General features: G+C 62.3%; 28 protein-coding genes. 14 read left to right on the top strand and 14 right to left on the bottom strand.

Features of this window, described 5'->3' with window-relative positions; genetic code table 11:
* The first annotated feature begins 47 nt into the window (after positions 1-47).
* On the top strand, positions 48-533 hold the full coding sequence (locus tag AC1D10_RS21225; protein WP_477275265.1) for an SRPBCC family protein: 486 nt from the start codon (positions 48-50) through the stop codon (positions 531-533).
* 45 nt (positions 534-578) lie between these two features.
* Positions 579-1,535, top strand: coding sequence for an alpha/beta fold hydrolase (locus AC1D10_RS21220; RefSeq protein ID WP_477275263.1), 957 nt, complete (start codon positions 579-581; stop codon positions 1,533-1,535).
* A gap of 50 nt (positions 1,536-1,585) precedes the next feature.
* On the opposite strand, the gene AC1D10_RS21215 is transcribed toward AC1D10_RS21220, so the two are convergent.
* On the bottom strand, positions 1,586-2,629 hold the full coding sequence (locus AC1D10_RS21215; RefSeq protein WP_477275261.1) for an isopenicillin N synthase family dioxygenase: 1,044 nt from the start codon (positions 2,627-2,629) through the stop codon (positions 1,586-1,588).
* A gap of 117 nt (positions 2,630-2,746) precedes the next feature.
* Here AC1D10_RS21215 and AC1D10_RS21210 point away from each other — a divergent pair, with 117 nt between their 5' ends.
* The 5 genes from AC1D10_RS21210 to AC1D10_RS21190 all read left to right on the top strand — a co-directional run bounded on the left by AC1D10_RS21210 (position 2,747) and on the right by AC1D10_RS21190 (position 6,798).
* Complete coding sequence (locus AC1D10_RS21210; protein WP_477275259.1) at positions 2,747-3,145, top strand: GFA family protein; 399 nt, start codon at positions 2,747-2,749, stop codon at positions 3,143-3,145.
* Between the two features lie 153 nt (positions 3,146-3,298).
* Positions 3,299-3,496 (top strand): hypothetical protein, encoded by a 198-nt coding sequence (locus AC1D10_RS21205; protein WP_477275257.1) that lies wholly within the window; start codon positions 3,299-3,301, stop codon positions 3,494-3,496.
* Positions 3,497-3,687: 191 nt separating this feature from the next.
* Complete coding sequence (locus AC1D10_RS21200) at positions 3,688-4,560, top strand: undecaprenyl-diphosphate phosphatase (protein ID WP_477275255.1); 873 nt, start codon at positions 3,688-3,690, stop codon at positions 4,558-4,560.
* A 170-nt stretch (positions 4,561-4,730) separates the two neighbouring features.
* On the top strand, positions 4,731-5,519 hold the full coding sequence (locus AC1D10_RS21195) for a phosphodiester glycosidase family protein (protein WP_477275253.1): 789 nt from the start codon (positions 4,731-4,733) through the stop codon (positions 5,517-5,519).
* A gap of 184 nt (positions 5,520-5,703) precedes the next feature.
* Complete coding sequence (locus AC1D10_RS21190) at positions 5,704-6,798, top strand: glycoside hydrolase family 25 protein (RefSeq protein WP_477275251.1); 1,095 nt, start codon at positions 5,704-5,706, stop codon at positions 6,796-6,798.
* 5 nt (positions 6,799-6,803) lie between these two features.
* Here AC1D10_RS21190 and AC1D10_RS21185 read toward each other — a convergent pair whose 3' ends face one another.
* A complete protein-coding gene (locus AC1D10_RS21185; RefSeq protein WP_477275249.1) occupies positions 6,804-7,715 on the bottom strand; it encodes a LysR substrate-binding domain-containing protein in 912 nt (303 codons plus the stop codon).
* Positions 7,716-7,819: 104 nt separating this feature from the next.
* Here AC1D10_RS21185 and AC1D10_RS21180 point away from each other — a divergent pair, with 104 nt between their 5' ends.
* Together AC1D10_RS21180 and AC1D10_RS21175 are read left to right on the top strand one after the other, a co-directional pair.
* A complete protein-coding gene (locus AC1D10_RS21180; RefSeq protein WP_477275247.1) occupies positions 7,820-7,987 on the top strand; it encodes a hypothetical protein in 168 nt (55 codons plus the stop codon).
* Positions 7,988-8,034: 47 nt separating this feature from the next.
* Complete coding sequence (locus AC1D10_RS21175; RefSeq protein ID WP_477275245.1) at positions 8,035-8,643, top strand: class I SAM-dependent DNA methyltransferase; 609 nt, start codon at positions 8,035-8,037, stop codon at positions 8,641-8,643.
* A gap of 51 nt (positions 8,644-8,694) precedes the next feature.
* Here AC1D10_RS21175 and AC1D10_RS21170 read toward each other — a convergent pair whose 3' ends face one another.
* Positions 8,695-9,066: a VOC family protein gene (locus AC1D10_RS21170; protein WP_477275830.1), complete on the bottom strand. Its 372-nt coding sequence runs from the start codon at positions 9,064-9,066 to the stop codon at positions 8,695-8,697.
* Between the two features lie 388 nt (positions 9,067-9,454).
* Between AC1D10_RS21170 and AC1D10_RS21165 the strand changes: the two genes are divergently transcribed.
* Entirely contained in the window at positions 9,455-10,420 is a 966-nt protein-coding gene (locus AC1D10_RS21165; protein WP_477275243.1) for a DUF3592 domain-containing protein, read from the top strand.
* A gap of 12 nt (positions 10,421-10,432) precedes the next feature.
* On the opposite strand, the gene AC1D10_RS21160 is transcribed toward AC1D10_RS21165, so the two are convergent.
* Entirely contained in the window at positions 10,433-10,771 is a 339-nt protein-coding gene (locus AC1D10_RS21160) for a hypothetical protein (protein WP_477275241.1), read from the bottom strand.
* 202 nt (positions 10,772-10,973) lie between these two features.
* Here AC1D10_RS21160 and AC1D10_RS21155 point away from each other — a divergent pair, with 202 nt between their 5' ends.
* Positions 10,974-11,495: a hypothetical protein gene (locus tag AC1D10_RS21155; RefSeq protein WP_477275239.1), complete on the top strand. Its 522-nt coding sequence runs from the start codon at positions 10,974-10,976 to the stop codon at positions 11,493-11,495.
* Positions 11,488-12,108, top strand: coding sequence for a hypothetical protein (locus AC1D10_RS21150; RefSeq protein ID WP_477275237.1), 621 nt, complete (start codon positions 11,488-11,490; stop codon positions 12,106-12,108). Before AC1D10_RS21155 ends, AC1D10_RS21150 begins: the two co-directional genes overlap by 8 nt.
* 156 nt (positions 12,109-12,264) lie before the next feature.
* On the opposite strand, the gene AC1D10_RS21145 is transcribed toward AC1D10_RS21150, so the two are convergent.
* From AC1D10_RS21145 to AC1D10_RS21120, 6 genes are all read right to left on the bottom strand, one after another.
* Positions 12,265-16,047 (bottom strand): vitamin B12-dependent ribonucleotide reductase, encoded by a 3,783-nt coding sequence (locus AC1D10_RS21145; protein ID WP_477275235.1) that lies wholly within the window; start codon positions 16,045-16,047, stop codon positions 12,265-12,267.
* A gap of 638 nt (positions 16,048-16,685) precedes the next feature.
* The gene (locus tag AC1D10_RS21140; RefSeq protein ID WP_477275233.1) at positions 16,686-16,997 is read right to left on the bottom strand and encodes a PilZ domain-containing protein; all 312 of its coding nucleotides are present in this window, start codon (positions 16,995-16,997) and stop codon (positions 16,686-16,688) included.
* 127 nt (positions 16,998-17,124) lie between these two features.
* A complete protein-coding gene (locus AC1D10_RS21135; RefSeq protein WP_477275231.1) occupies positions 17,125-17,613 on the bottom strand; it encodes an NUDIX hydrolase in 489 nt (162 codons plus the stop codon).
* A 210-nt stretch (positions 17,614-17,823) separates the two neighbouring features.
* Positions 17,824-18,324, bottom strand: coding sequence for a xanthine phosphoribosyltransferase (gene gpt / locus AC1D10_RS21130; protein WP_006200882.1), 501 nt, complete (start codon positions 18,322-18,324; stop codon positions 17,824-17,826).
* Positions 18,325-18,437: 113 nt separating this feature from the next.
* Positions 18,438-19,271, bottom strand: a complete 834-nt coding sequence (locus tag AC1D10_RS21125) for a universal stress protein (protein ID WP_477275229.1) — start codon at positions 19,269-19,271, stop codon at positions 18,438-18,440.
* An 82-nt stretch (positions 19,272-19,353) separates the two neighbouring features.
* Complete coding sequence (locus AC1D10_RS21120; RefSeq protein WP_477275227.1) at positions 19,354-20,097, bottom strand: competence/damage-inducible protein A; 744 nt, start codon at positions 20,095-20,097, stop codon at positions 19,354-19,356.
* A 179-nt stretch (positions 20,098-20,276) separates the two neighbouring features.
* Here AC1D10_RS21120 and AC1D10_RS21115 point away from each other — a divergent pair, with 179 nt between their 5' ends.
* Complete coding sequence (locus AC1D10_RS21115; RefSeq protein ID WP_477275225.1) at positions 20,277-21,290, top strand: alpha/beta fold hydrolase; 1,014 nt, start codon at positions 20,277-20,279, stop codon at positions 21,288-21,290.
* 53 nt (positions 21,291-21,343) lie between these two features.
* Positions 21,344-21,625: a hypothetical protein gene (locus AC1D10_RS21110; RefSeq protein ID WP_477275223.1), complete on the top strand. Its 282-nt coding sequence runs from the start codon at positions 21,344-21,346 to the stop codon at positions 21,623-21,625.
* A gap of 141 nt (positions 21,626-21,766) precedes the next feature.
* On the opposite strand, the gene AC1D10_RS21105 is transcribed toward AC1D10_RS21110, so the two are convergent.
* The 4 genes from AC1D10_RS21105 to AC1D10_RS21090 form a co-directional block, all read right to left on the bottom strand.
* Positions 21,767-22,006: a DUF2188 domain-containing protein gene (locus AC1D10_RS21105; RefSeq protein ID WP_013532013.1), complete on the bottom strand. Its 240-nt coding sequence runs from the start codon at positions 22,004-22,006 to the stop codon at positions 21,767-21,769.
* A gap of 29 nt (positions 22,007-22,035) precedes the next feature.
* Complete coding sequence (locus AC1D10_RS21100) at positions 22,036-22,314, bottom strand: DUF982 domain-containing protein (RefSeq protein ID WP_477275220.1); 279 nt, start codon at positions 22,312-22,314, stop codon at positions 22,036-22,038.
* Between the two features lie 153 nt (positions 22,315-22,467).
* Positions 22,468-22,785, bottom strand: a complete 318-nt coding sequence (locus AC1D10_RS21095) for an SH3 domain-containing protein (RefSeq protein ID WP_477275218.1) — start codon at positions 22,783-22,785, stop codon at positions 22,468-22,470.
* 137 nt (positions 22,786-22,922) lie between these two features.
* Positions 22,923-24,026 (bottom strand): NADH:flavin oxidoreductase/NADH oxidase, encoded by a 1,104-nt coding sequence (locus AC1D10_RS21090; RefSeq protein WP_477275216.1) that lies wholly within the window; start codon positions 24,024-24,026, stop codon positions 22,923-22,925.
* Between the last annotated feature and the right edge of the window lie 170 nt (positions 24,027-24,196).

Genomic DNA, 24,196 nt, shown 5'->3' with positions numbered 1-24,196 from the left:
GCCGTTCGTCCTTGGGGCGGAAGCCAGATAAAACCGAGGAAACCATCATGACCACCAAGCTCGACATCGCCCCCGCCAACGACCGCGAACTGGTTGTGGCGCGTATCATCGATGCGCCGCGCGACAACGTCTATCGCTGCTGGACCGACACCAAGCTTTTGACGCAGTGGTTCGCGCCAAAGCCGTGGACGACCCCGCGCGCCGAGATGGATGTGCGCACCGGCGGCTCGAGCCTTGTCGTCATGGCCGGCCCCGACGGCAACGAATTCCCCAACCCCGGTGTTTTCCTCGAAGTCGTTCCCGGCAAGAAGATCGTCTTTACCGACGCCTACACCCAGGCATGGGAGCCGTCGGAAAAGCCGTTCATGACCGGCGTGCTGACCTTCGAGGACGAGGGCGAGGGCAAGACCCGTTACATTGCGCGGGTCAGGCACTGGAGTGTCGCCGACCGCGAGCAGCACGAGAAGATGGGTTTCCACGAGGGTTGGGGCCAGTGCACCGACCAGCTCGAAGAGCTCGCCAAGACGCTTTGATATGGCCAGGACGCTTTGATAGCGGCAGGACGAGAGGAGATCGATATGTCCAAAACCTTGCTTTTCGCCATTCTTGCTTCGGCCGCAGCGCTTCTTGCTTCGCCGGGCTTCACAAACGCAGAGGAGGCAAAACCTGCCATGAAGAGCGCAACGAACACACTGCCGAAGCCGGAAAAGTCCGGCCTGCTGCCGATCGATGGCCTGAACTACTACTACGCCATCTACGGCAAGGGCGAGCCGCTGCTTCTGCTGCATGGCGGTCTTGGCAGCACGGACATGTTCGCGCCGATCCTGCCGAAGCTTGCCGAGAACCGCACCATCATCGCCGTCGACCTGCAAGGTCATGGCCGCACGGCACTCGGCGAGCGTCCGTTCACCCTGGAGGCGATGGGCGACGACATGGCAGCTGTCGTCAAGGCGCTCGGCTACGACAAGGTTGATGTCATGGGTTATTCGCTGGGCGGCGGCGTCGCCTTCCGCATGGCGGTCCAGCATCCGGAAGCGGTGCGCCGCCTCATGCTGGTGTCGACAGGCTACGCCGCGGACGGCTTCTACGCCGAGATGCGCGGCCAGCAGGCGCAGGTGAGCGCAGCAGCCGCCGATTTCATGAAGGACACGCCGATGTACAAATCCTACGTGGCCGTCGCACCGCATCCGCAGGATTTTCCGAGACTGCTCGACACGCTGGGCAACTTCATGCGCCAGAACTACGATTATTCCGCCGATGTCGCCAAGTTGAAGATGCCGGTCATGCTGGCCTATGGCGACAGCGATATGTACCAGCCCGAGCATGAGATCAAGTTCTACCAGATGCTCGGTGGCGGGCTGAAGGACGCCGGCTGGATGCGCGAGAACCTGTCGCAGAACCGCTTGGCCATCCTGCCCAACCGCACCCACTACGACGTCTTCTTCGCCCCCGAACTGACGGCCGCGGCACTGCCGTTCCTCAACGGCGAGACCAAGGTGAAGACCTGGGACGAGGTCGTCAGCGAAACCGAATAATCCTGTCCATTCCCACCGGCCGTCTCCGACGAGACGGCCGGTGGTTTTGTTTATGAAGCTTTGGCGCGGCGCGGCTGCCTGAGATGCTTGATGCCGCTCATCTCGACGAAATTCGTCGCCGTTTCCCAGAGATAGTCGCCGGAGAGAAACGGCTCGAAGGCTTCTGTGCCGGTCAGCGGCAGTGGCGCGATCTCCGCGTCGACGCGCGGCTCGTAGAAGAACGGGATCGAGGACCGCGCCGTCTTCGCTGCGATCACCCGGTGTCGCGTCGCCCGGACGCGTCCGCCGGTCCAGCGCTCCAGCAACTGGCCGAAATTGACCGCCAGCGTGCCGTTGGCAGGCGGCACGTCGATCCATTCGCCGGCGAGGTTTTTTGCCTGCAAGCCCCCGACGCCGTCCTGCGCCAGCAACGTGACAAAGCCGGAATCTGCATGCTCGCGGCCGATGATCGTGCGCGTCTCGCCCTTGTGCATCACTGAAAACTCCGGCCCGCTGGTGTCGATGCCGGCATTGGCGTCTCGCAAGGGATAACGGATCAGGCGCAGCGTCGAGATGCCGCCTTCGAAAGAGGCATCGAAGATCGGTTCCGGCAGGCCAAGACCGCGGGCAATCGATCGCATCAGCGCGTTGCCCACCGTCTCCATCGCGCGGTAGTAATCCGCTGCCGCCGCGCGCCAGCCGGGCAGGGCATCTTCGGCCGGCAAGGGTGTCGGCTCGCACAACGGATCTTCAGAAACCGGAATATCAGCCGCGTCGACAAGACCCGGATTGGCAAAGTCCGGTCCCATGTCGATGCCTTCCTTGTAGGAAACAGCTGCTGGCTGCAGCGGGAACCAGCCGCGATAGACGTTCTTCTTGGTGTGGTCGAAATTCCAGCGCAGCAGTTTCTGCTTCTCGTCGTCGGGAAGCGCGAAGATGCGCAGCAATTGTGCCCGCCTTTCCGGCGTCAGCCAGCCGTCGCCGGGAAAGTCCCGGACCGCCATGAATCCGATGCCGGAGGCGGCAGCCATGATCTTGGCATCGGTACGGTCGCGAGCGGACGAGGGCGGCCCGAACAGATCCGCAATGCCGATGGTTTCGATGTCCGGCGTCATGGCTTCAGGTCCACCGCATCACGATAATCGATGGCGTTGTATCAAAGCTTTTCAATTGACCCAATCGGCCCCGCCTTTACCTTGCCGCTTATTCTCTCCACCGATGGGATCAGGGTAATGGCAAGATACCAGGGCGGATGCCTGTGCAAAGCGGTGCGCTACCGCACGGACGCAGCGCCGATCAACGAGCGCGTCTGCCATTGCCGGCTCTGCCAGAAGGTGATTGGCGCCGCCTTCAACGCACGCGTGCTGTTTCGCATCGACGATGTGACGGTCGACGGGCCGTTGGCGACGGTGAACACCTCGCCGGACCTCAAGCGCGGCTTTTGCTCGAGCTGCGGCACGACGATGTTCTCCCGGCGCGATTCCGCCGGCATCATCGGCATCACCACCGGTTCGCTCGACGATCCCACGGTCTTCAGCCCGCAAATGCATATTTTCACGGCCTCGAAACAGCCCTGGGTGATGCTCGACGATGGCCTGCCGCAGTATGAAGGCGCACCGCCGCCAGGCTAGGCTTTTCCCCTCTCCCAAGCGGGCGAAGGGAGAGCGCAAGCATGACCAAAATTTAATCGAAAGGGACACGAGATAGCCGGCAAAGCGTCATTGGCGGGCCATCATTGTCTCCCTATTTAAGGGGCGCGGGCACGGCATTCGAGGAGACGACCGATGAACGACAGCATCAGCACCCTGGACGAGCTTTTGAGCGATCCGATGGTCCTGCTTGTGATGGAGCGCGCTCATGTGCGCCCGGAACAGGTGCGCATGCTGCTCGAACGGGCCCGCCGGCCTGCCGTCGACGAACCTGTCGTGCCGCCGGCGCATGTGATTGCCAGGACATGCCAGAAACTCTGGCTCTGCCCATAATCGCGTTGCGATTTCCCGTATGAACACTCCAAGGCGGGCCGGGCCATGAACGCTGCGCATTTCGGCGCACCACCGCCAGCTTACAAATCCGTAAATTGATTATCCGGTCCATGACGATAAGGCTTGCCCGGGATTGACCGACAATTGGTCGGTCCTGCGCAAGCCCGATCTCTCATACCTGGAATTCGATATTGGCCGACATCTGCACTCAAGGCGTCGACACTGGCTTTGTCGGCTTGGGATTCGCCAAAGTGGCGTTTCTTGGCGTGGTGCAAGGCATCACCGAATTGCTGCCGATTTCGTCGACCGCCCATATGCGCATCGTGCCGGCCGTGCTCGGCTGGCAGGATCCGGGTTCTGCCTTCTCCGCCGCCATGCAGCTTGCGGCACTTGCCGCCGTGGTCAGCTATTTCTGGAGCGACGTCAGGGACATCCTGTTCGGTTCGCTCGACGCCCTGACGCGACGCGATTTCGCCGACCGGCATTTCCGGCTGGCATTGTGGATCGTGCTGGCGACGATCCCGATCGTCATCGCCGGGGTGGCGCTGTCGGGCGTGCTCAACGCCTGCAATTCGCCGCTGCGCAGCCTGACGGTGATCGGCTGGGCCTGCATCGCCATGGCGATCCTGCTGGCGCTGGCCGAGATTTTTGCCAGTCACCGACGCAGCATGGGCGAAGCGTCGTTGGCCGATGCGCTGCTCGTCGGCGTCGCCCAGATCGGCGCTCTGATTCCTGGTGTCTCGCGCTCGGGCTCGACCCTGACGGCCGCGCTCGGGCTCGGCTTCAAGCGGGCCGAGGCGGCGCGGTTCTCGTTCCTGCTCGGGTTGCCCGCGATCGCGCTCGCCGGCCTCAAGGAGCTTTGGGAACTGCACAAGGTCCATCTCGACGCGCACGGCTGGTCGGTTCTGGCGGTGGGTTTGGTCGTCGCCTCGGTTTCGGCCTTTTTCGCCATATGGGGCCTGATGCGTGTGCTGGAGCGTTTTTCTGCCTGGCCGTTCGTCATCTATCGCGGCCTGCTCGGAGTTCTCCTGCTGCTCGGTTTGGCGATGGGATGGCTTGCCTGATGCATGTCGCCCAAAAGTGGCGCCGGTTTTGGGAAAACGACATGCACAAAACAAGACCTAAAGCGCGTCGCTCAGTCCGTTCAACGCGATGCGCTTTAGGGCCTGTCCACAGTATCGCTTGAAACAGGCTATATCCGCGTCGGACTCTCAACTTGGATTCCGGTACGCGCATGGATTTTTTGACCCTCCTGCAATCGCTGCCGCTGTTGCTGGCGCTGGCCAAGGGCGCGCTGCCGTCGGTGGCGGCACTCGGCATGGGATTCGGCCAATGGGTCGCCACGCTGCCGCCATGCCGGGACTTTGCCTTTGAGGCGACCAGTTATCTCGTTTGCGAGGTCGATCCGAAACGATATCAGGTCGAACTGTTCTGGAAAGATCCGGCGGGCAAGCCGTTTCAGTCACTGCACAATCTCAATGCCGCGCAGCAGGCCGCCGGGCGCACCATGCTGTTTGCCATCAATGCCGGCATGTATCACCCCAACCTCGATCCGGTCGGTCTCTATGTCGAACGCCGCAAGGAAATGGCCTCGGTGAAGACGGGTTCGGGAAGCGGCAATTTTTCCATGCAGCCGAACGGCATTTTCTACATGAGCAACGGCAAGGCCGCGGTTCGCTCCACCAGGGAGTTTGTGAAAAAACGGCCGCCGCTCGACTATGCGACGCAATCCGGGCCGATGCTGGTGATCGACGGCCGGCTGCATCCGAAATTCCAGGCCGACAGCACCTCGCGCAAGACCCGCGACGGTGTCGGCGTGCGAAAGGATGGCGTCGCCGTCTTTGCCATTTCGAACGGCACGGTGACCTTCCATGCCTTCGCCCGCCTTTTCCGCGACGCGCTCGGCTGCGACAATGCGCTGTTTCTGGACGGCACGATATCCAGCCTGTTCGCTCCGGCCATCGGTCGCAATGACGACTACTGGAATCTGGGGCCGATGATCGGCGTCTTCAGAAAGTCCTAGCGGCTTTACCAACCGGCTCCGCAAGGCTGGCCGATCGCTTGCTCCGGGAGCCAGATTTCGGCGCTGGTGCACGCGAAAAAAATTGATTCAAACTTTATTGGTAATTTCTCGTTCATAACTGATCTGGTTTGTCCGTCGGCTGTCGTTTCGCCCTCGGTCTGTTGTGTTTTGAGTACAGGTCCAGATGCGGATTCCGGGCGTCATCAGTTTCTTGGTCGCATCGCTATGCCTTGCCGGCTGTTCGTCGACGGCCGGCGTCGATGCGCTGGATTTGCAGAAACCGTCCAACGAGACCACCAGTTCGGTGATCCGGCCGCCCGCGCCGATCGCCGCCGTCCCGGCTGCAATGGCCAGGAGGGCGCCGAGGGTCGAAATGGCCGTGCCTGAAAACAGTCCGGCGGAAAGAACCCGGCCCTTCAGCCTTGCGGAGGAGGAAGAGACCGCGGCGTTTGCGCCGCCCGAAGTGCCCGATCCCGAAGCGCCTGATGTCGGCGGGCTGCCGGTCGAGCCGGCCGCGCTGGTGTCGCCGCCGAGGCTCCTGACGCGTCCCGCCCCGGCTATGCTTGCCGGGCCGGTCACCCGTTACGGCTTTCGCGACGCCAAGCCGATCAATTTCGGCCGGTCCTCGCCCCGGCACCTCGCCGTGCATGGCGTCGACGTCTCGCGCTGGCAGGGCAACGTCAACTGGGACAAGCTGCGCGCCCAGGGCGCCAACTTCGCCTACATCAAGGCGACCGATGGCGGCGACCATCTCGATCCGATGTTCATGAAGAACTGGCGCAATGCCGATGCCGCCGGCCTGAAGCGCGGCGCCTATCATTTCTTCTACTGGTGCCGCACGGCGGGCGAGCAGGCCGACTGGTTCATCCGCAATGTGCCGAAGATGGATGGCGCGCTGCCGCCGGTGATCGACGTCGAGTATAATGGCGAATCCAGTTGCAAGCGGCGGCCGTCGCGCGAAAAGGTGCTGGAAAAGATGCAGGTGTTCATGGACAAGCTGGAGCGCCATTACGGCCAGCGGCCCATCATCTACACCGCGCCTGACTTCTACCGCGACAATCTCAAGGGCGAATTCCTCGACTATCCCTTCTGGCTGCGCGCGGTGGCGCGGCATCCGTCGAAGGTCTATCCCGACCGCAAATGGCTGTTCTGGCAGTATTCCGGCTCCGGCCTGTCGCATGGCGTCACTGGCCGCATCGACCTCAACGTCTTCCACGGCGACGAACGGCAATGGCGCGCCTGGGCCGGCGGACGGGTTTCCGTCGCCGACGCCGACTGAGCCCATCAGGCCCGGCGTGCTTCACTCTCCCGTATGTCCGCGGTCTGGGCCAGGACCCAGTCCCGGAACACCTTGATCTTCGGCGTGTTGCGGCGGCTTTCGGAGTGCACTAGCCAATAGCCATCGCCGTCGGATCCGAGGACTTCAAACGGCTGTATCAACTGTCCCTTTGCCAGGAGCGCGCTGTAGATGTTGCGGGTGAGGATGGCAGCGCCCTGATCGGTCAGTGCCGCCATCGCATCATAAGCCTGCGACCCCAGCATCGGACCCGCGATGACCCGATCGGGCTCGAACGGTACACCGGCTGCTTCGAACCAGATTTTCCACCAGGGATCCGTGGCGCAGCATAGCGCCACCTTGTAGAGATCCTCAGGGTGGCGAATACCGCCCACGCTCTCGGCCAGTTTTGGGCTGAGCATTGGCGTGTAGTCCGCCTTGAACAGATAATGCGCTGTCAGGCCGGACCATTTTCCGGTGCCGGTTCTGATCCCGATATCCATGTCCTCGCGCGTGAAATCGACCAGCCGGGACGATGTATTCACCTTCACTGCGAGGTCGGGATGCATCAGCTGGAATGTTCCAAGCCACACGGCCAGCCAGTTCGATGCAAATGTTTCCATGGTCGTGACGGAAAGCACGCCTGTCGCTCCACCCTTTGTGGCGACCCACGCATCAGCCAGGGTTGAAAACGCGCCGGTTGCGTGCGGCGCCAACTGCTGCCCGGCGTCAGTCAAGGCGATCTGTCTTGTTTTCCTTACGAAAAGCGGCGTTCCGGCGCGTTCTTCCAGCACCTTGATCTGATAGCTCGCGGCTGATTGGGTCATGCCGAGTTCTTCGGCCGCCTTGGTGAAACTGCCCAGCCTTGCTGCAGCTTCAAACACCCGAATGGCGCCTAACGGCGGTAGCTCCCAGCTCATGACGCATCAATCCTCCTGATGCATGCTACGCGACGTTCGATTGGAAACCAAGCCAGCAAAGCGGCATACTCTGGTCATCAACTCGAACCCGAAAGGACACGGCAATGACCACCACCCTCTACTCCACGCTTCGTCGTCCCATGCTCGACCTCTTCACCGCTCCGTTCAGGCCCCGCACGCGCGGCCTTCTCGACCACCGTTGCCTGTCGGACCACTTCCTGCGTGATATCGGCATGCTCGATGGCCATGCTTCCGCCGGCAGCATCCGCTGAGGAAGTGTCCGGCTCTTTGACCACCATGGAATGCAAGGGAGGAAAAGATGAGCGTTTCTGCAGAGGCCCTGGCAAAGAACCGTCAAACGATCTCCTCCTACGAGGATTATGCGGAACAGTATGATGCAATCGTGCGGCATGTTCCCAACCCGAGAGAGCAGGCGGCGCTAAAGCGCCTTGTGGCGATCGCCGGCACAGGCGGCCAGATTCTGGAAGTCGGGTCGGGACCGGGATACGATGCGGACTTTCTGGAGAGTTTAGGCGTCAACGTTCGGCGCACCGACGCAACACAGCGGTTTCTTGAGCTGCAGGCCGCGCGCGGCAAGCACGGCGAGCTTCTCGACCTCATCACCGATGATCTCGGCGGCCCCTACGACGCAGTGTTGGCCCTGTGCGTCCTGATCCATGTGCCTCGCGACCAAACCGACCAGGTGCTTGCCAAGATAGCCGGATCGCTGCGGCCAGGCGGCGCCTTCCTCGTCTCGATGCGCAATGGCGATGGCGAGACATCAGGCGAATATCATACCGTCTACTGGCGCAGGGACGACTTCGCGGCCCGTATCGAAAGCGCCGGGCTGGTCCTTATCAGGGATGATTTCAACGTCGGCCGCGATCGCGAAGAATGGAACACGTTCCTGGCTGTGAGGCCGTCATGACGCGACGCGGACTGTTACGACGTCACGTTCAAGGATTGAGTCTCAAGCGCATCATGGCTCGTTGATCATCGCTTCGATGTTGTAGCCATCGGGATCAAGCACGAAGCAGGCGTAGTAATTTTCGGCATAGTTCGGCCGCGGGCCGGGTGCTCCATTCTCTCTCGCACCGGCCTCCAGTGCTGCCCGATAGAACGCATCGACCTCTGCCTTGCTGCCGACCCGGAAAGCGACATGCAGATGGGTGAGCGGCGGCTTCTCGTCCGTTCGCTGGATCTCGAACAGGCAGCCTTTGCCGACATCAAAAGCCCAGAACACGCCCTCTTTGCCAAAGGAAAGGCGATACCCCAGGGGAGCGAAAGCGGACTCATAGAAGAGCTTGCTCTTCTTCAGGTCACCCACTTCGATGGTGATATGATCGATCATGTTGTCTTCCAGAAATGTGAAGGGCGCAGGATGACGGCCGCCGTAGCCGATGTCGAGGACTGGATGCTCAAGAACGATTGCGGCACGGCGTACAGGGGGCTCGTCAGCCGGCATGATGTCCTGACGCCGACTTACGTATGAGACCCGTCAAGAACGTGCCCATGCAGGCTGCTGACGCGACCAACGTCATTCGGGATGCCCTTCTGTTGGGAGGCTATGACAGGGTCATGGCGATCGATGATGCCGGGTAGCGCAGGGTTGTCGCTTCCATGGCCACGCGGCGCATTGAGACTTGCCAGCGTTCAAGTCCCGACTTTGCGAATAAACAAGACATTGTTGTCGCCGTGTTGTCTATGTGCAGGTTCCTGCACTCCTGGGGGGAGACGAGTTGGAACTCAAGATTATGCTTGTCGGCTTTGCCTGCGTGATCGCGGGCAGCCTGTCGCTCATCACCTTTGTTAAATGGCGCGAGGTGAAGGCACTCAGCCGCTGGCTGCCGACACCAGGAAAGATCATCTCGTCGCGCGTTGAAGCCCGTGAGGTGAGACGCTCGGGCGTTGGCTCGGACAGTACCGACACCACCGAAATGCGCAATTTTCCGGCGATCACCTTTGAATACAAGGTCGGCGGCAAGAAATTTCAAAGCTCGCGCTACAGCGTGAAGGAGAATTTGGGGAATTTCGAAGTCAATGAGACCCTCGCGCAGTTTCCCCGCGGCGCGGAGGTGACTGTCTTCTACAATCCGGCCGATCCGAGCAAATCCGTGATCGAGCGCACCTTGCCGGACGGCGCCTTCAAGTTCATGGTCCAGCTTTCGGCCGGACTGGTGATCGGCGCGCTGGTGCTGGTGTTTTCCGTCGGCGGTCTGCTGGAGGCGATCGGGCCGCATCTGCCCAAGCCGCAAAATCTAGGTGCGGGAGCGCTGCTGCTGTTCATGGGACTGTTCATCCTGAGCATGGGTTTCGCCCAGAAGTCGCTTGCCGAGCAGGCGGCAAAATGGCCGATCGCCGCCGGCCGCATTGAGTCCTCGGGCCTGCAGGCGCTGCGAAGCCATTCAGGCTATCGACGCTGGCGCACCGTCTTCAAATCCCGCATCGTCTACTCTTATGACGTCGCCGGCCAGCGCTACAGCGCGGATCGTGTGACCTTCGGCGGAACCGTGACGGCCTCGCTGCCCGGCCTCGTCGGCGGTCAGGCACGAGAATATGTCGAAGGCAGCAAAGTCGACGTGCACTATGACCCCGCCAACCCCGCCTCGGCGGTGCTCGAATGCCGGGTGCGCGGGCTTTGGCTGTTGTGGGTCTGTTCGGCTGGTTTTCTCGGCGGCGCCGCGTTTCTGGTCGGGCTGTTCTGAGACGCCGGATACTCAGCAGCGGACGAGGGGGCCGCTGTCGAAGCCGGGCCAGGTGAACCGCAGCGTGGCGCCATGCCTCTCGATATGGATGACGCGCGTGAACGGCTCCTTGAGTGACGGATCCGAGCCGTAGCATTGGCTGGCATGCACCGCCCATCCGGTCGGATTTTTGCGAAACGTCGCCTGCTCGCAGCCGAATTCGGGAAGCGACAGCGACGCCTGATCCACGGTGAACACAGTCTGGCGCTGGATGTCGGCGGCCGCGTGGCAGTTCAGCCTGTCACCGGACCACGCCCCGACATAGGGCGCCACCGCCAGCGCCGGACCAACAGCGAATACGGATGTTGCCATTGTCATCACCAAACGCGGCATCACCAGGCTTTCTCCTTCGGTCAGTGCGCTCGACCATACAGTCTGTTGGAATTTGCGAGGGACAAGTTTTCGTCCGGGTGCGGATAAAAGCGGCGGCTCGGGATTTCGCTTATGATTTTGCGCGGATGGTGCGACTGTGCGGGCCAGTCCCACCCAGGCAACGCTTTCCCAGAGACTTTTGATGATCACCCGCAAATTAGCCTTCGTTTTCCTGGGCCTGCTCGGTCCGGTGCAGGCGGCGAGCGCCGGGGAATGTCTGCTGAGTCACGCCACCTACCGCGAACCGCGCTCGGGCGCGATCATGCAGTTTCGGCCGCTCGCCAAGGAGCCGGCAGCGGCGACGACCGAGGTGTTTTCGCTGACCATGCCCAATACCGACACGAGCCTGCCGGCCGACATCACCTGGACCAACGGCAAGAATTCGTTTCCACTCGGCACCATCCGCCACCCTTGCACCGACGACGACCGCGAAGCGGGCCTGCAGGACGGCGGCGGCCTGTGCAGGATATGGGATGGCCAAGTCTACGCCTTGACCGGAGGCGGCGCCGAGCAGTTGAACTCCAGCGAAGCGACACCGGCGCCGAAAGGATTGCTGCTGCCTGATTTCGGCGCCGCTTTCACCGAATGGGCCGATTTCGCCAATGCCAATCCGGATGGCTCGGCATGGGATGCCTTCACTTTGACAGGATGCAGCGATGAATAGCGCCATGAAATCGATCGTCTGGGTTTGCGCCCTGTTCGCATCCGTGGCGACATCCGCCATGGCGCGTGCGGACGAGCCGGCGCCGTCGCGCCCGCCCATCGACAAATGCGTGTGGGAAAGGGTGACGGACAAAAATGTCGGGCTTGCCGCCTGGGTGCAGCGTTGCGATTTCGGCTTCCGCCAGATCCATTTCGAGTTCGCCGGCAACGCGCTCGCCATCAAATACAGCGATGGTGGAGACGCCGATCCGCTTGTCGAGTTGTATGACATCAGGTCCGGCGAAACCGCCGAAGTCGCGTTGCAGCGGCTGTTCCTGGAAAAGACCGACAAGGCCGTCAGCGCCCGCTGCGTGCTGGCGCCCTACACCGAGGGAAACGTGCCCGCCGGCGTCAAACGCCACACGTTCAACCCCGACGTTGCGTACGCGAAAGAACTGGAAGCGAAGGCCGATCCCAATGAGATCCCCGACCCACCCTGCGGCGACTGGGGCGAAATGCCAGAAGGCATCCAGTATTTCGAGGTGCCGGCGGGTGCGGCGCGCAAGCTGCTGTTCGTCCGCATCGGCCAGGACGAGCCGTTGTTCGATGAGCAGACGTTGCAGGTATTGCCATAGGGGTGAGGTCGGTCTGAGCCTGATCCGCATTGGGTGGGCGCCTCCCTTCTTCCACAAGGGGAGAAGGGGGACGCACCGGATCACGACCCTTAAGAACAAATCGGCCCGATCTTGCGACCGGGCCGATGATATTGCGTTTTAGCGCGTCAGAATTCCTCAGCTGCACCCGCTCGTGGCGCCGCACGTGTCGCACTTCTCGCAAGTCCCGTTCCGCACCATCGTAAAGTTCTGGCACTCTGAGCAGGAATTGCCGGTGTAGCCCTGGAGCAGCGATTTGGCGCGGCGGTCGTTGGCGAGTTTCTTTGCCTCGGCCGCTTCATTGGCCGCCGCGTCGGTGAACAGCGCCGCCGTCGTGTCGGAAGCAGCACCCGCTGCTTCCTCGAAGGCGATGTCCTCGGCCAGTTCCTTTGCCCGCTCCTCATAGTCACGCTTGTACGCGACCGCTTCGTCGCTGGCCGGCTTCAGCGCCAGCACGTTGGAGCCGGAGAAGGCGGTCGGCGCCGAGCGGGCAGGGGCGCCCGAGGGAGCCGCAAAGCCCTTCGGATCGTTGCCGCTCACCCGCGACACCAGCTTCACCGGCGAAGCGCCGCGGGTCAGGCCCTTGGAGACCGCGTCGGTCTTGCCTTCGCTGATGCCACGGCCAAGTGCGGTGTTGGAAAAGTCCGACTGGTCGACATGGGCGAGGTCGTTGCGGCCGAGATAGGAAATCGCCAGTTCCCGGAACACGTAGTCTAGGATCGACGTCGCGCTCTTGATGGCATCATTGCCTTGCACCATGCCGGCCGGCTCGAACTTGGTGAAGGTGAAGGCGTGCACATATTCGTCGAGCGGCACGCCATATTGCAGGCCGAGCGAGATGGCGATGGCGAAGTTGTTGAGAAGGCCACGCAGCGTCGCGCCTTCCTTGTTCATGTCGATGAAGATCTCGCCGAGACGGCCATCGTCATATTCGCCGGTGCGCAGGAAGATGGTGTTGCCACCGATCTTGGCCTTTTGCGTGTAGCCCTTGCGGCGTCCGGGCAGCTTTTCCTGCTCGCGCGACACGCGCTCGATGATGCGCTCGACGATCCGCTCGGTGATCTGTGCCGCGCGCGCTGCCGCCGGTGCGGCGATCAGCTGCTCGAGGGCTTCGTCCTCGTCGTCCTCGCCATCGGCGAGCAGCGAGGAGTTGAGCGGCTGCGACAGCTTCGAGCCATCGCGGTAGAGCGCGTTGGCCTTCAGCGCCAGCTTCCACGACAGCATGTAGGCGCCCTTGGCGTCTTCCACCGTCGCATCGTTCGGCATGTTGATGGTCTTGGAGATGGCGCCGGAGATGAAGGGCTGTGCTGCAGCCATCATCTGGATGTGGCTGTTGATCGACAGCGAGCGCTTGCCGATCTTGCCGCACGGGCTGGCGCAGTCGAACACGGCAAGGTGTTCGGCCTTGAGGAAGGGCGCGCCTTCCAGCGTCATCGCACCGCAGACATGGATGTTGGCGGCCTCGATGTCCTTCCTGGAGAAGCCCAGCGCCGGCAGGATCTCGAACGAGAAGTCGTTGAGCTGCTCGTCGGTGAAGCCAAACGTCTCCTTCACCCAGTCGGCGCCCAGCGTCCACTGGTTGAAGACGAACTTGATGTCGAAGGCCGACTTCAGCGCCGCATTGAGCGCCGCGATCTTCTCGTCGGTAAAACCCTTCGCCTTGAGCGCGCCGGGGTTGATGCTAGGTGCCTGGTTGAGATTGCCGTGGCCGACCGCATAGGCCTCCATCTCGCCGATCTGGGCTTCGGAGTAGCCGAGCGTGCGCAGCGCTTCCGGAACGGCGCGGTTGATGATCTTGAAGTAGCCGCCGCCGGCCAGCTTCTTGAACTTGACCAGCGCGAAGTCTGGCTCGATGCCGGTGGTGTCGCAATCCATCACCAGGCCGATCGTGCCGGTCGGCGCGATCACCGTTGCCTGCGCATTGCGATAGCCATGCTCTTCGCCGAGCTCGATGGCGCGGTCCCAGGCGGCCTTGGCGTGCACGGCCAGGTCCTGCTGCTTCAGGTCGGAGGCGACCAGCGGCACCGGATTGACCGCCAGCTTCTCATAGCCCTGCTTCTCGCCATAGGCGGCGCGGCGATGGTTGCGCATGACGCGCAGCATGTTCTGCGCGTTGCGGTCGTAATCGGCGAAGGCGCCGAGTTCGGCGGCCATCTCGGCCGAGGTGGCATAGGCCGTGCCGGTCATAATCGCGGTGAGCGCGGCGCAGATGGCGCGGCCCTCGTCGGAGTCATAGGGAATGCCGGATGTCATCAGCAGGCCGCCGATGTTGGCATAGCCGAGGCCGAGGGTGCGGTATTCATAGGACTGCTTGGCGATCTCCTTCGACGGGAACTGCGCCATCATGACGGAGATTTCGAGAACGATCGTCCACAGCCGCACCGTGTGCTCGTAGGCGGCGATATCAATGGTGCCGTCGGCGTTGCGGTAGGGCAGCAGGTTGATCGAGGCGAGATTGCAGGCCGTGTCGTCGAGGAACATGTATTCCGAGCACGGGTTGGACGCCCGGATCGCGCCGGCGGAGGCGCAGGTGTGCCAGTCGTTCATCGTCGTGTTGAAATGCAGGCCCGGATCGGCGGAAGCCCAGGCGGCGTAGCCGATCTTTTCCCACAGGTCGCGCGCCTTCAGCGTCTTCAAGACCTTGCCGTCCTTGCGGGCGGTGAGGTGCCAGTCGGCATCATCCTCAACGGCGCGCAGGAAATTGTCCTTCAGCGACACGGAATTGTTGGAGTTCTGGCCCGAAACGGTGAGGTAGGCGTCCGAATCCCAGTCGGTGTCGTAGGTCTTGAACGACATCGAGCTGTAGCCCTGCTTGGCGAACTGGATGACGCGGTAGATGTAGTTCTCCGGCACCGCGGACTTCTTGGCCGCCTTGATCTCGCGCTTCAGCGCGGTGTTGATCGACGGGTCGAAGCAGTCGTCGGCATTGCCTTCGCAGTTGACGCAGGCCTTCATGATCGCTTCGAGATGCTTCTTGACGATCTTGGAGCCGGTCACCAGCGAGGCGACCTTCTGCTCTTCATTGACCTTCCAGTCGATGAATTCCTCGATATCGGGGTGGTCGGCGTCGACGATGACCATCTTGGCGGCGCGGCGCGTCGTGCCGCCCGACTTGATGGCGCCCGCCGCGCGGTCGCCGATCTTGAGGAAGCTCATCAGGCCGGACGAACGGCCGCCGCCGGACAGCTTTTCGCCTTCGCCGCGCAGCAGCGAGAAATTGGAGCCGGTGCCGGAGCCATATTTGAACAGGCGCGCTTCACGCACCCAAAGGTCCATGATGCCGCCCTCGTTGACGAGGTCGTCCTGCACGCCCTGGATGAAGCAGGCATGCGGCTGCGGATGCTCGTAGGAGGACTTCGACTTGGTCAGCTTGCCGGTGAACGGGTCGACATAGAAGTGGCCCTGGCTCGGGCCGTCGATGCCATAGGCCCAATGCAGGCCGGTGTTGAACCATTGCGGCGAATTCGGCGCCACGCGCTGGGTGGCCAGCATGTAGGCAAGCTCGTCGCGGAAGGCGCGCGCGTCTTCCTCCGACGCCTTGAAGTAGCCGCCCTTCCAGCCCCAGTAGGTCCAGGTGCCGGCGAGGCGGTCAAAGACCTGGCGGGCGTCGATCTCGGAACCATAGCGCTCGGCTTCCGGCAGCTTGGCAAGCTCGGCCTCATCGGCGACGGAGCGCCACAGGAAGGAGGGGACGTCGTTCTCCTCGATCTTCTTCAGCCGTGCCGGGACACCGGCCTTGCGGAAATATTTCTGCGCCAGGATGTCGGCGGCGACCTGGGAGAACTGCGCCGGCACATCGATATTGTCCAAGCGGAACACCACCGAACCATCCGGATTCTTGATCTCCGAAAGCGCCTTGCGGAATTCGATCTCCGCATAGGCAGATTGTCCTTGCTTGGTGAAACGACGCTCGATGCGCATTGGTCCGGTCCCTTTTGTCTATATATAGCGCTTTCGTCAGGGGATTTCTGCCCCCCATGCGAAACGCGCATGTCCGCCGCCTGCCGGCGTTCGAAAACGGCCGGCTCTCCATTTTGCAGTCTCCGCCGGCCCTGCTGGTCAAACTCCTTGCGAAGTGCCTGTCCAACGCGCCGACGAACCCGCGGGTCCCTCAAAACTGATTTTTTCCGATTCCCTCACTCGAGGGAAATTCACACTATCTAGCGCCGAACCTGCCTGCAAACACTAAATATAGTGTTAACAGACAATTTATTCCAGTCCGACAATTCTCCCTATCGTCCCCAACCGCCCGCAATCCCAACGCTTCCGCCGGCCTCGTAAACAGGCGGAAATGCGGGAAAGAACACACATAATCCGGGAAAAAGACCGGGCTCAGAACTTTCCGGTCGCACTCTCAACAGGAGCGCACGGCCTATAAAAGGCGACTCGTTTTGCGCCGTCAAGGATTCGTTTGCGTAGCTTTTGTGACCCCAACATCTTGTGTGTCACATATGTGGATAACGGGGATAGAATTGAGCTTCAGCGCCGGCGATTTTGCCGCCGGCAGGCTGGCGCCAGCATGTGTCGCCCAAACACAACCGCTGCGGCCCCTGGGCGGATCAGCCGTAATGCAATTTCGGCTTTGGCTCGGTGCCGGTGAACTGCACCCCGATGCGATCATTGCGGCGCCAGCGAACCTCGCACCGATAGGCAACACCGTCGAGCGGCACATAAAGAAGAAAGTGGTCGGGGACCCGTGCTTCCAGCGGTATCTTTAGTTCGGCGCCACCCTCGTGCTGATTGCGCAGCGTGCAACCGACCTCCGAGTTCTGAATCCCGGTGATGATCGATCCGCCCTTGAGCACGCGCGGACGACGTTCGCGCTGAGGCTCGCCGGAATCTTGCTGAAGTGGGTTTACAGGGTTTGCCATCGATAAAGCGCCCGATCGGCCCGATTCTTACCCGCCAATGATTAGCAAACCATTTCACGACGCATCACAGGGTTGCGAATCGGCCGTGATACACGCGGGAGATGAGCCGGCAAGGGGAAGCCAACGGCTAGGGGAATCTGTGCGGGTCGGCGCAGAAATAGGCGATGATCTGGCAAAGGTCGGGTTCGTTGACCATGCGTACCGCTTCGCTGGAACTGACCCATTTGCGGGTACGCGAGTGTTTTTCCTTCCAACGATCGGCGATCTTGTCGACGTGTAGTGGAAACACCAGGACTTCGCACGGCACTTCTTCGCCGGAAGCCAACACCTTGGCGTAGAAGTAACGGCCGGCCTCAAGGTGCGACACCGTTCCGCGCAACCCGGCTTCCTCGCCGGCCTCGCGCGCCGCGGCCTCACAGAGCGGCTCTTTGGCCTCTGGCCAACCCTTCGGGATAACCCAGCGACCGGTATCGCGGCTGGTGATCAGCATGATCTCGACACCGTTTCCGTTGTCGCGCCAGGGCAGGGCGGCGACCTGCAGGCGGCATGGCGCTGTGCCGAAGAGCCGCCGGACCCTTTCGGCCAGATGATTGTGCGTCGTTGGCCTCGTTAACATCGGAGAAGCTAGCCCCAGCCTCCAGAATCGTTTGCCGTCTCACGAATCTTACGGCCAATCATAAGCAATAAAAGTAAAAACTTTTGCTCGTCCGGCCAATTTTCGCCAAGGAACGTCGATTTCGCAAAATATCTGGCCTGCCGGGACCATTTGCGGAAGCAACTGATGCCCGACAGCGGCGGCTGATCTGGAAGAGGCAGTTGTTGCGAATCAACCGGCGTGGTCGTCAGCGATCGGCTTCTGATAGGTGAAGCCCATGTCCCACGGGAAATAGATCCAGGTGTCCTGGCTGACTTCGGTGACGAAAGTATCGACCAGCGGCCGGCCTTTTGGCTTGGCGTAGACGGTGGCGAAATGCGCCTTCGGCATCATCGCGCGCACGATGCCCGCGGTCTTGCCGGTGTCGGTCAGGTCGTCGATGATCAGCACGCCGGCGCCGTCGTCGGCCAGCAGGGCGGGGGTGATCTCCTTGAGAACCTGCAACTGCCCCTGGCTGGTATAGTCGTGATAGGAAGCGACGCAGACCGTCTCGATGACGCGGATGCCGAGTTCGCGCGAGATGATGGCAGCCGGAACCAGCCCGCCACGGGTAATGCAGACGATTGCTTTCCATTGCCCCTTGTTGGCACCCGCAAGTCGCCAGGCCAGCGCGCGGGCGTCACGATGGAACTGGTCCCAGGAGACCGGAAAGGCTTTTTCGGGAAGGGACATGTCGCGCACTCCGCAGCACGCGGGGATCGCGCGCAAGACAACAGGGAATGCGCGCGGAATTAACTGGAAAGCCTTGGCCTTGGCAAGGGCAGGGGACAGCGATCGCTGTGGACTTACCGCGACAGGAAGGCCGCTACCTGCGCCGTGCGCAGCACGCTGCGTGTCACGCCGCCGAACAGAAGCTGGCGCAGCCACGAGTGGCTGTAGGCGCCGAGCACCAGCAGGTCGGCGCCGGTCTCCGCGATCCTGGTCTGGATGATGTCGTCGATCGAGTTGCCGCCCGACCTCTGCACCGAGACGCTGACGGTGGCGCCGTGGCGTGACAGGGCGGATGCAATTTCGGCGCCGGCGGCCTCCGGGCTCTCGTCGAGCGTGTCGGGGGGATCGATGACCAATATGTCGGTTTTCTCGGCTTCGATGATGAAGGGCAGCGCGTCGAAGGCGGCGCGGGCGGCTTCCTTGCTGCCGTTCCAGGCGAGCAGCACATGCTTGAAGGTGGTGACCAGCGGGCCGGCATGCGGCACCACCAGCACTGGCCGGCCGGCATCATAGACCAGCGTATCGACATCGGCGCTCGGATCGCCGCCCGTCTCCCGCTGCGCGGCGATGATCAGATCGGCGGCGCGCACGCTGGAAATGCCGGTCAGCGCGCTGTCGCCCGAAAAGCTTTCCAGGCTTCGCCACTCGAAGGAAAGCCCGGAATTCTCGATATGCTTGAGAAAAATGGCCTGCAGTCTCTCGGCCCGCTCCCGGTTCATGTCGGCCGAAACCTGTAGGAACTCGGTGTCCGGAAAGCCGGTGGCCGAGGTGTAGGGCACCGGAAGCGTTTCGGCATGGATCCCGATCAAATGGCTCTGGAACCGGTTGGCGAGTGGAATGGCGCAGTCCAGCACGCGCTCGGCGTCCTGCTCGTTCTGCAGAATCGCGACGATGGTTTTGAATCGCATGGTAAATCCCTCAGTTTACGAGCGACCGGACTCGCGCGAAGCAAACGTTCCAGCGTCGTGCTTGGTTCCGGTCTGGACCAGATCAGCCGGGACTGCTGGCGAACCCGGCCACCATCGCCTCGACGTCCGCCCGAGCGGCATCCAGCGCTTCCTGGCTGCGGGCACGCACGACCAGTTCGGTCCAGAATTTGCCATCGCCATATTTCGGATAGGAGCCGATGATGGTGTCCGGATGCGCTTTCTGGATGTCGCCCAGCGGTCCGCCGATGAGGCCTTCGCCGAATGGGCAGTTCACGGTTGCCGACAGCATCTTGGTGCCGGCCTTCAGCGTCGGTACGACATTGTCGAGCATGGCCTGGAAGATTGACGGTACGCCGGCCATGACATGGACGTTGCCGATGCGAAACCCGGGCGCGACGGACACCGGGTTGTCGATGAGATCGGCGCCGCGCGGCATCCGCGCCATGCGCTTGCGGGCCTCGGTGTATTCGATGCCGCGCGCGGCATAGCTTGCCTCCAGCATGGCATAGGCCTTGGCGTCGTATTCGCAAGGCACGCCAAAGGCTTTGGAAATGGAATCGGCCGTAATGTCGTCATGCGTCGGGCCAATGCCGCCGGTGGTGAACACATAAGTGTAGCGCGCGCGCACCGCATTCACCGCCGCGACGATCTCGTCTTCCTCGTCCGGAACGATGCGCACCTCCTTCAGGTCGATGCCGATCGCCGTCATGATATCGGCGAGATGACCGATGTTCTTGTCCTTGGTTCGGCCGGACAGAATCTCATCGCCGATGACGAGCATGGCGGCGGTAACGATTTCGGGCATGGAACACTCCGGCAGGACGGCTCGCCTCAGATAGCGCGGCGCGGCAGCCGTCGCAATGCTGCCTGAACGGGTCAGCAAATCAACTATCGACGGTGGTCCTCGGGCCGCCGGGTTTCGATGCAAGGTTGCAGCGGCACCGGATGCGGCTAAGCTCAAGCTGGTTCTCGTTCGGGTGAACAATGGTTCTGTCGATTCTGTCGTGGCTGCTTGCCGTTCTGGTGTCGCTGGCGATCCTGGGGATCGCCTGTCTGGCGCTGGCGACGCTGTGGATCGCGGCGAAGGCCGAAAGGCTGGTGCCGCCGGTCGGAAAATTCATCGAGATCGACGGCAACCGCATCCACTATGTCGACCACGGCGAGGGGAGCCCGATCGTCTTCCTGCACGGGCTTGGCGCCCAGCTCCATCATTTCCGGCACACTCTGTTCGGGCGGCTTGGTCCGGGCTACCGGCTGATCGCGCTCGATCGACCGGGGGCGGGCTATTCGGTGCGGGCGAGCGGCGCGACGGGCCGGCTGCCCGAACAGGCCGAGATCGTGCGCCGCTTCATTGAAGAGCTCAGGCTGGAAAAGCCGCTGGTCGTCGGTCATTCCCTGGGCGGCGCCATTGCGCTGGCCCTGGCGGTGGAACACCCAGAGGCGATTTCCGGCATCGCGCTCCTGGCGCCGCTGACCCACATGGAAGCCGATGGGCGCGAAAAATTCGGCTCACTCTACATTCCGTCACGCCTGTGGCGCTGGATCATGAGCTATACTCTGGCGATACCGACAAGCCTCAGATATGCGCTGCCGACGATGGAGTTCATCTTCGCGCCGCAGGTCCTGCCTGGCGACTACATGGTCGCGGGAGGCGGGTGGCTTGGGCTCAGGCCAGCCCATTTCTATGCCATGTCCTCCGATGTCGTGGCGATCGAGCGCGACCTTGGCCGCATCGAAGGGCGCTATGGCGAGATTGCCATGCCGGCCGGCATCCTCTTCGGCGATGCCGATCGCGTGACCCGCTTTCACACCCAGGGCGCGCCGATGAGGTCAAGGATCGAGGGGCTCGATTTCGAATTGGTCGAGGGGATGGGGCACATGCCGCAATTCGTCGCGCCGGAGCGGATCGTGGCCTTCATCAAGCGCGTCGCCAACCGGGCCTTCGCTGGCCGGACATCACCGCGGCCTCACGACAATTTCACTGAACCATTCGGCTGATTGCCGGTTTTACCCGTGTCGCACCCAAGGCGGCCAAGACACGGAGTAATTCAATGGTCACGAAACTTCTCGCAGCCTCTGTTCTGACGATCGGTCTTGCCACATCGGCAATGGCGCAATCGTCGGACAGCACCTATTCCAGCCAGCACAACTGGCTCTTCGGCAACGAGCAATCCTCGGCTGTCGACAACAGCACCACCGGAAGCATCAACGGCGATCGCTCAGGATTGAACACTCTGGGAAATCTCGGCCCGGCCGGGCCTTGTGCCTCCAACACCGCCGGTCCCGATGCGAATGCCCAAGGGAACGTGAACGATCAGTATTGCGGCAAATAGTCGGAGCATGATCCCGAAAGTGGGTACCGGTTTTCGGCAAAAATCATGCTCGGAAGCTAGAGCCCGCAGGGCAGTCGCTGGCCCCGGAACGTCTTCTCTCCGGACATCTGCGGTCGGCGTGCTGCCTGCCCAATATTGAAATTAGTCGGAGACTTCCGTCTGCGGCCGGTCGCGGCCGTCGGCCAGTTCCTCGTGCCATTTGCCTTCGGCGTCCTCGTACTGGATGCCGTCCGTGGCTCCGGCGACCTGCTGCTCGGCCGAAGCGATTTCGGCGGCCCGCAGCGCGTCCTGATGCGTGGGAAACGTCTCCGAGAAGGTCGCTCCGACCTTGTAGGCCCAGCCGCCGTCATGCTCGACGATCTTGTAAGTCAGCTTCGCCATGAAAACCTCCAGTTGAAAGGCCCGTCTGCTCAATGCAGCCGGTCGTCGCGCAGTTTGTCGTCGGGCACCAGCACTTCCGATTCCTTGGCGGCTTCAATCAGCGCCCGGCGCGCATCCGCTGTCGAACGATAACCTTCCAGCACTTTGAGGCAAGTGTCGAGGGCTTCACGATGGCGCTGGCCGCGATTGAGCGGCCACACGGTCATCAGGCACTCCGCCGCTTCCTGGGCACTGCGGATATGGCGATATTTGCCGACGTGGCCAAGTTCGACGACGACCGGCACTTCAAAAGGTTTGTTGTCCATCATGGCCGCAACGCAAAGCAGCCAATTTGGTTGCAACCGTGGCCGTTAGCCTGCGCCCAAAAGTCGCGTCACGTTTGCGACGCGCTTTAGCTCTTTGTTTGATGCATGTCGTTGTCCCAAAACCGGATCCACTTTTGGGTGACATGCACGGGCGTCTCAGTAGCCGCAATCGTTGCGCAGCCAGCGTGCGTTTGCCCAGCCGGTCCTGCCGCCGATCTCGACCTGATACCAGTTGCCGCGCCGGTCGAAGATTTCGGTGTGGTCGCCATTGAACAGCTGTCCGATCATCCGCGACGACGAGTTCGGCCGTGTCCGCACGGCGAGAAATCCGCTGCCGGTCGCCAGATTGTAGCGGCTGGACAGGCCGTGCACCGTGCCCTCGCAATATTGCGCGCCGGCCGGCGTCGATGCGCCAATCCAAAGGCCGGCCACGGCTGTCAGCGCTGCAACCGGCAACAATGCCCTGAACGACATGATTTCCTCCCAAGCCCGGCCGCGCCCGCCGCAGCCTTACCCAAGGTAACAGTTCGCGAACAGAATTGAAGCGGAGCTGTGGCCAACTGTCCAGAAACTACGGGCAGGACCGCCCCGGTATCGGCGGAACGGGCCGATCAGCCCGCCGCCTTCATCCAGTGCTGCATCGTCGTCACCGAGCGGGCAAGCTGCGGTGCCGGGTGGATTGTCTCGCTGAACGTGGCCGCCGCACGCCATCCCCAGCGTGGATCGGCCAGGAAGGCCCGCGCCAGCGCCACCATGTCGGCTCGGCCCTCGGCGACGATCGCCTCGGCCTGCTTGGGGTCGTCGATCAGGCCAACCGCACGGGTCGGAATGCCGGCGCCCCTGCGCAGGGCTTCCGCCAGGTGCACCTGGTAACCGGGGCCCGTGGGCAATTTCTGCAACGGTGAATTGCCGCCGCTCGAGCAGCAGAGATAGGCGACGCCGACGTCCTTGAGTGCTTTCGCCACTTCGATCGCGTCTTCCACATCGAAGCCGCCATCGACCCAGTCCTTCACCGACAGCCGTGCGCCGAGCATCAGCTTAGGCGTTGCTTTGCGCACCGCCTTGGCGATCTCGACGGCAAGACGCATGCGGTTTTCCAGCGAGCCGCCCCAGCGGTCGGTGCGCTGGTTGGACAATGGCGACAAGAACTGGAAGATCAGATAGCCGTGTGCGGCATGCAGTTCGAGGAAGTCGAAGCCGGCGCGCTCGGCGCGCCTTGCCGCCTCGGCGAAGCGTTCGATGAGCTGCAGGATCTCCTCGTCCTCCAGCGCGCGCGGCACGTTCCAGCCGGTGTCGTAGGCGATGGCCGAGGCCGAGATGGTCTGCCAGGGATCCTCATTTGGCTGCAGCGGCCCACCGCCCTCCCAGGGCTTGCGGTTCGAGGCCTTGCGGCCGGCATGGGCAAGCTGCGATCCGAACTTCGTGCCGGGAGCGGCGACGCGTCTGGCCGCATCCAGCGTGCGACGGGCGGCCGCCTCATTGTCTTCGGAGTAAAGGCCAAGGCAGCCATGAGTGATACGCCCGCGCCGCTCGACATCGGTCATCTCGACCGTGACCATGCCGGCGCCGGACATGGCAAGGTTCATCCAATGATAGAGGTGCCAGTCGCTGGCCGAGCCGTCTTCGGCGGAATACTGGCACATCGGCGCGACCGCGATGCGATTGGGAAAGGTGAGGCCGTCGAGGGTGATCGGCTGGAAAAGCGATGCGGTCATGAAAAAGGGCTCCGGGAGGGGTAAGCCGCTATCTAGGCAATGGATCGAAGGCGCGCCAGACACGAGACGGTGACACGCCTTTTTGGACCGATTGCCTGCATTGCGCAAACGCCGGTTCGCGGCTACGCCTCAACCAGCCAATGCATGTCGCCCCAAAAATGGCCCCGGTT

The organism is Mesorhizobium sp. P2_A8, assembly GCF_056404935.1.
The sequence above is the reverse complement of the archived record's forward strand: the minus strand, read 5'-3'. Positions and strand labels throughout refer to the sequence as shown.

Coding starts and splice junctions, on each gene's coding strand:
- AC1D10_RS21225 (WP_477275265.1), top strand. CDS start 48: ATGACCACCAAGCTCGACATCGCCCCCGCCAACGACCGCGAACTGGTT.
- AC1D10_RS21095 (WP_477275218.1), bottom strand. CDS start 22,785: ATGTCGTTCAGGGCATTGTTGCCGGTTGCAGCGCTGACAGCCGTGGCC.
- AC1D10_RS21145 (WP_477275235.1), bottom strand. CDS start 16,047: ATGCGCATCGAGCGTCGTTTCACCAAGCAAGGACAATCTGCCTATGCG.
- AC1D10_RS21105 (WP_013532013.1), bottom strand. CDS start 22,006: ATGGCGAAGCTGACTTACAAGATCGTCGAGCATGACGGCGGCTGGGCC.
- AC1D10_RS21195 (WP_477275253.1), top strand. CDS start 4,731: ATGGATTTTTTGACCCTCCTGCAATCGCTGCCGCTGTTGCTGGCGCTG.
- AC1D10_RS21185 (WP_477275249.1), bottom strand. CDS start 7,715: ATGAGCTGGGAGCTACCGCCGTTAGGCGCCATTCGGGTGTTTGAAGCT.
- AC1D10_RS21170 (WP_477275830.1), bottom strand. CDS start 9,066: ATGATCGATCATATCACCATCGAAGTGGGTGACCTGAAGAAGAGCAAG.
- AC1D10_RS21220 (WP_477275263.1), top strand. CDS start 579: ATGTCCAAAACCTTGCTTTTCGCCATTCTTGCTTCGGCCGCAGCGCTT.
- AC1D10_RS21190 (WP_477275251.1), top strand. CDS start 5,704: ATGCGGATTCCGGGCGTCATCAGTTTCTTGGTCGCATCGCTATGCCTT.
- AC1D10_RS21175 (WP_477275245.1), top strand. CDS start 8,035: ATGAGCGTTTCTGCAGAGGCCCTGGCAAAGAACCGTCAAACGATCTCC.
- AC1D10_RS21110 (WP_477275223.1), top strand. CDS start 21,344: ATGGTCACGAAACTTCTCGCAGCCTCTGTTCTGACGATCGGTCTTGCC.
- AC1D10_RS21215 (WP_477275261.1), bottom strand. CDS start 2,629: ATGACGCCGGACATCGAAACCATCGGCATTGCGGATCTGTTCGGGCCG.
- AC1D10_RS21135 (WP_477275231.1), bottom strand. CDS start 17,613: ATGTTAACGAGGCCAACGACGCACAATCATCTGGCCGAAAGGGTCCGG.
- AC1D10_RS21160 (WP_477275241.1), bottom strand. CDS start 10,771: ATGGCAACATCCGTATTCGCTGTTGGTCCGGCGCTGGCGGTGGCGCCC.
- gpt (WP_006200882.1), bottom strand. CDS start 18,324: ATGTCCCTTCCCGAAAAAGCCTTTCCGGTCTCCTGGGACCAGTTCCAT.
- AC1D10_RS21125 (WP_477275229.1), bottom strand. CDS start 19,271: ATGCGATTCAAAACCATCGTCGCGATTCTGCAGAACGAGCAGGACGCC.
- AC1D10_RS21150 (WP_477275237.1), top strand. CDS start 11,488: ATGAATAGCGCCATGAAATCGATCGTCTGGGTTTGCGCCCTGTTCGCA.
- AC1D10_RS21115 (WP_477275225.1), top strand. CDS start 20,277: ATGGTTCTGTCGATTCTGTCGTGGCTGCTTGCCGTTCTGGTGTCGCTG.
- AC1D10_RS21090 (WP_477275216.1), bottom strand. CDS start 24,026: ATGACCGCATCGCTTTTCCAGCCGATCACCCTCGACGGCCTCACCTTT.
- AC1D10_RS21180 (WP_477275247.1), top strand. CDS start 7,820: ATGACCACCACCCTCTACTCCACGCTTCGTCGTCCCATGCTCGACCTC.
- AC1D10_RS21140 (WP_477275233.1), bottom strand. CDS start 16,997: ATGGCAAACCCTGTAAACCCACTTCAGCAAGATTCCGGCGAGCCTCAG.
- AC1D10_RS21155 (WP_477275239.1), top strand. CDS start 10,974: ATGATCACCCGCAAATTAGCCTTCGTTTTCCTGGGCCTGCTCGGTCCG.
- AC1D10_RS21100 (WP_477275220.1), bottom strand. CDS start 22,314: ATGATGGACAACAAACCTTTTGAAGTGCCGGTCGTCGTCGAACTTGGC.
- AC1D10_RS21120 (WP_477275227.1), bottom strand. CDS start 20,097: ATGCCCGAAATCGTTACCGCCGCCATGCTCGTCATCGGCGATGAGATT.
- AC1D10_RS21210 (WP_477275259.1), top strand. CDS start 2,747: ATGGCAAGATACCAGGGCGGATGCCTGTGCAAAGCGGTGCGCTACCGC.
- AC1D10_RS21205 (WP_477275257.1), top strand. CDS start 3,299: ATGAACGACAGCATCAGCACCCTGGACGAGCTTTTGAGCGATCCGATG.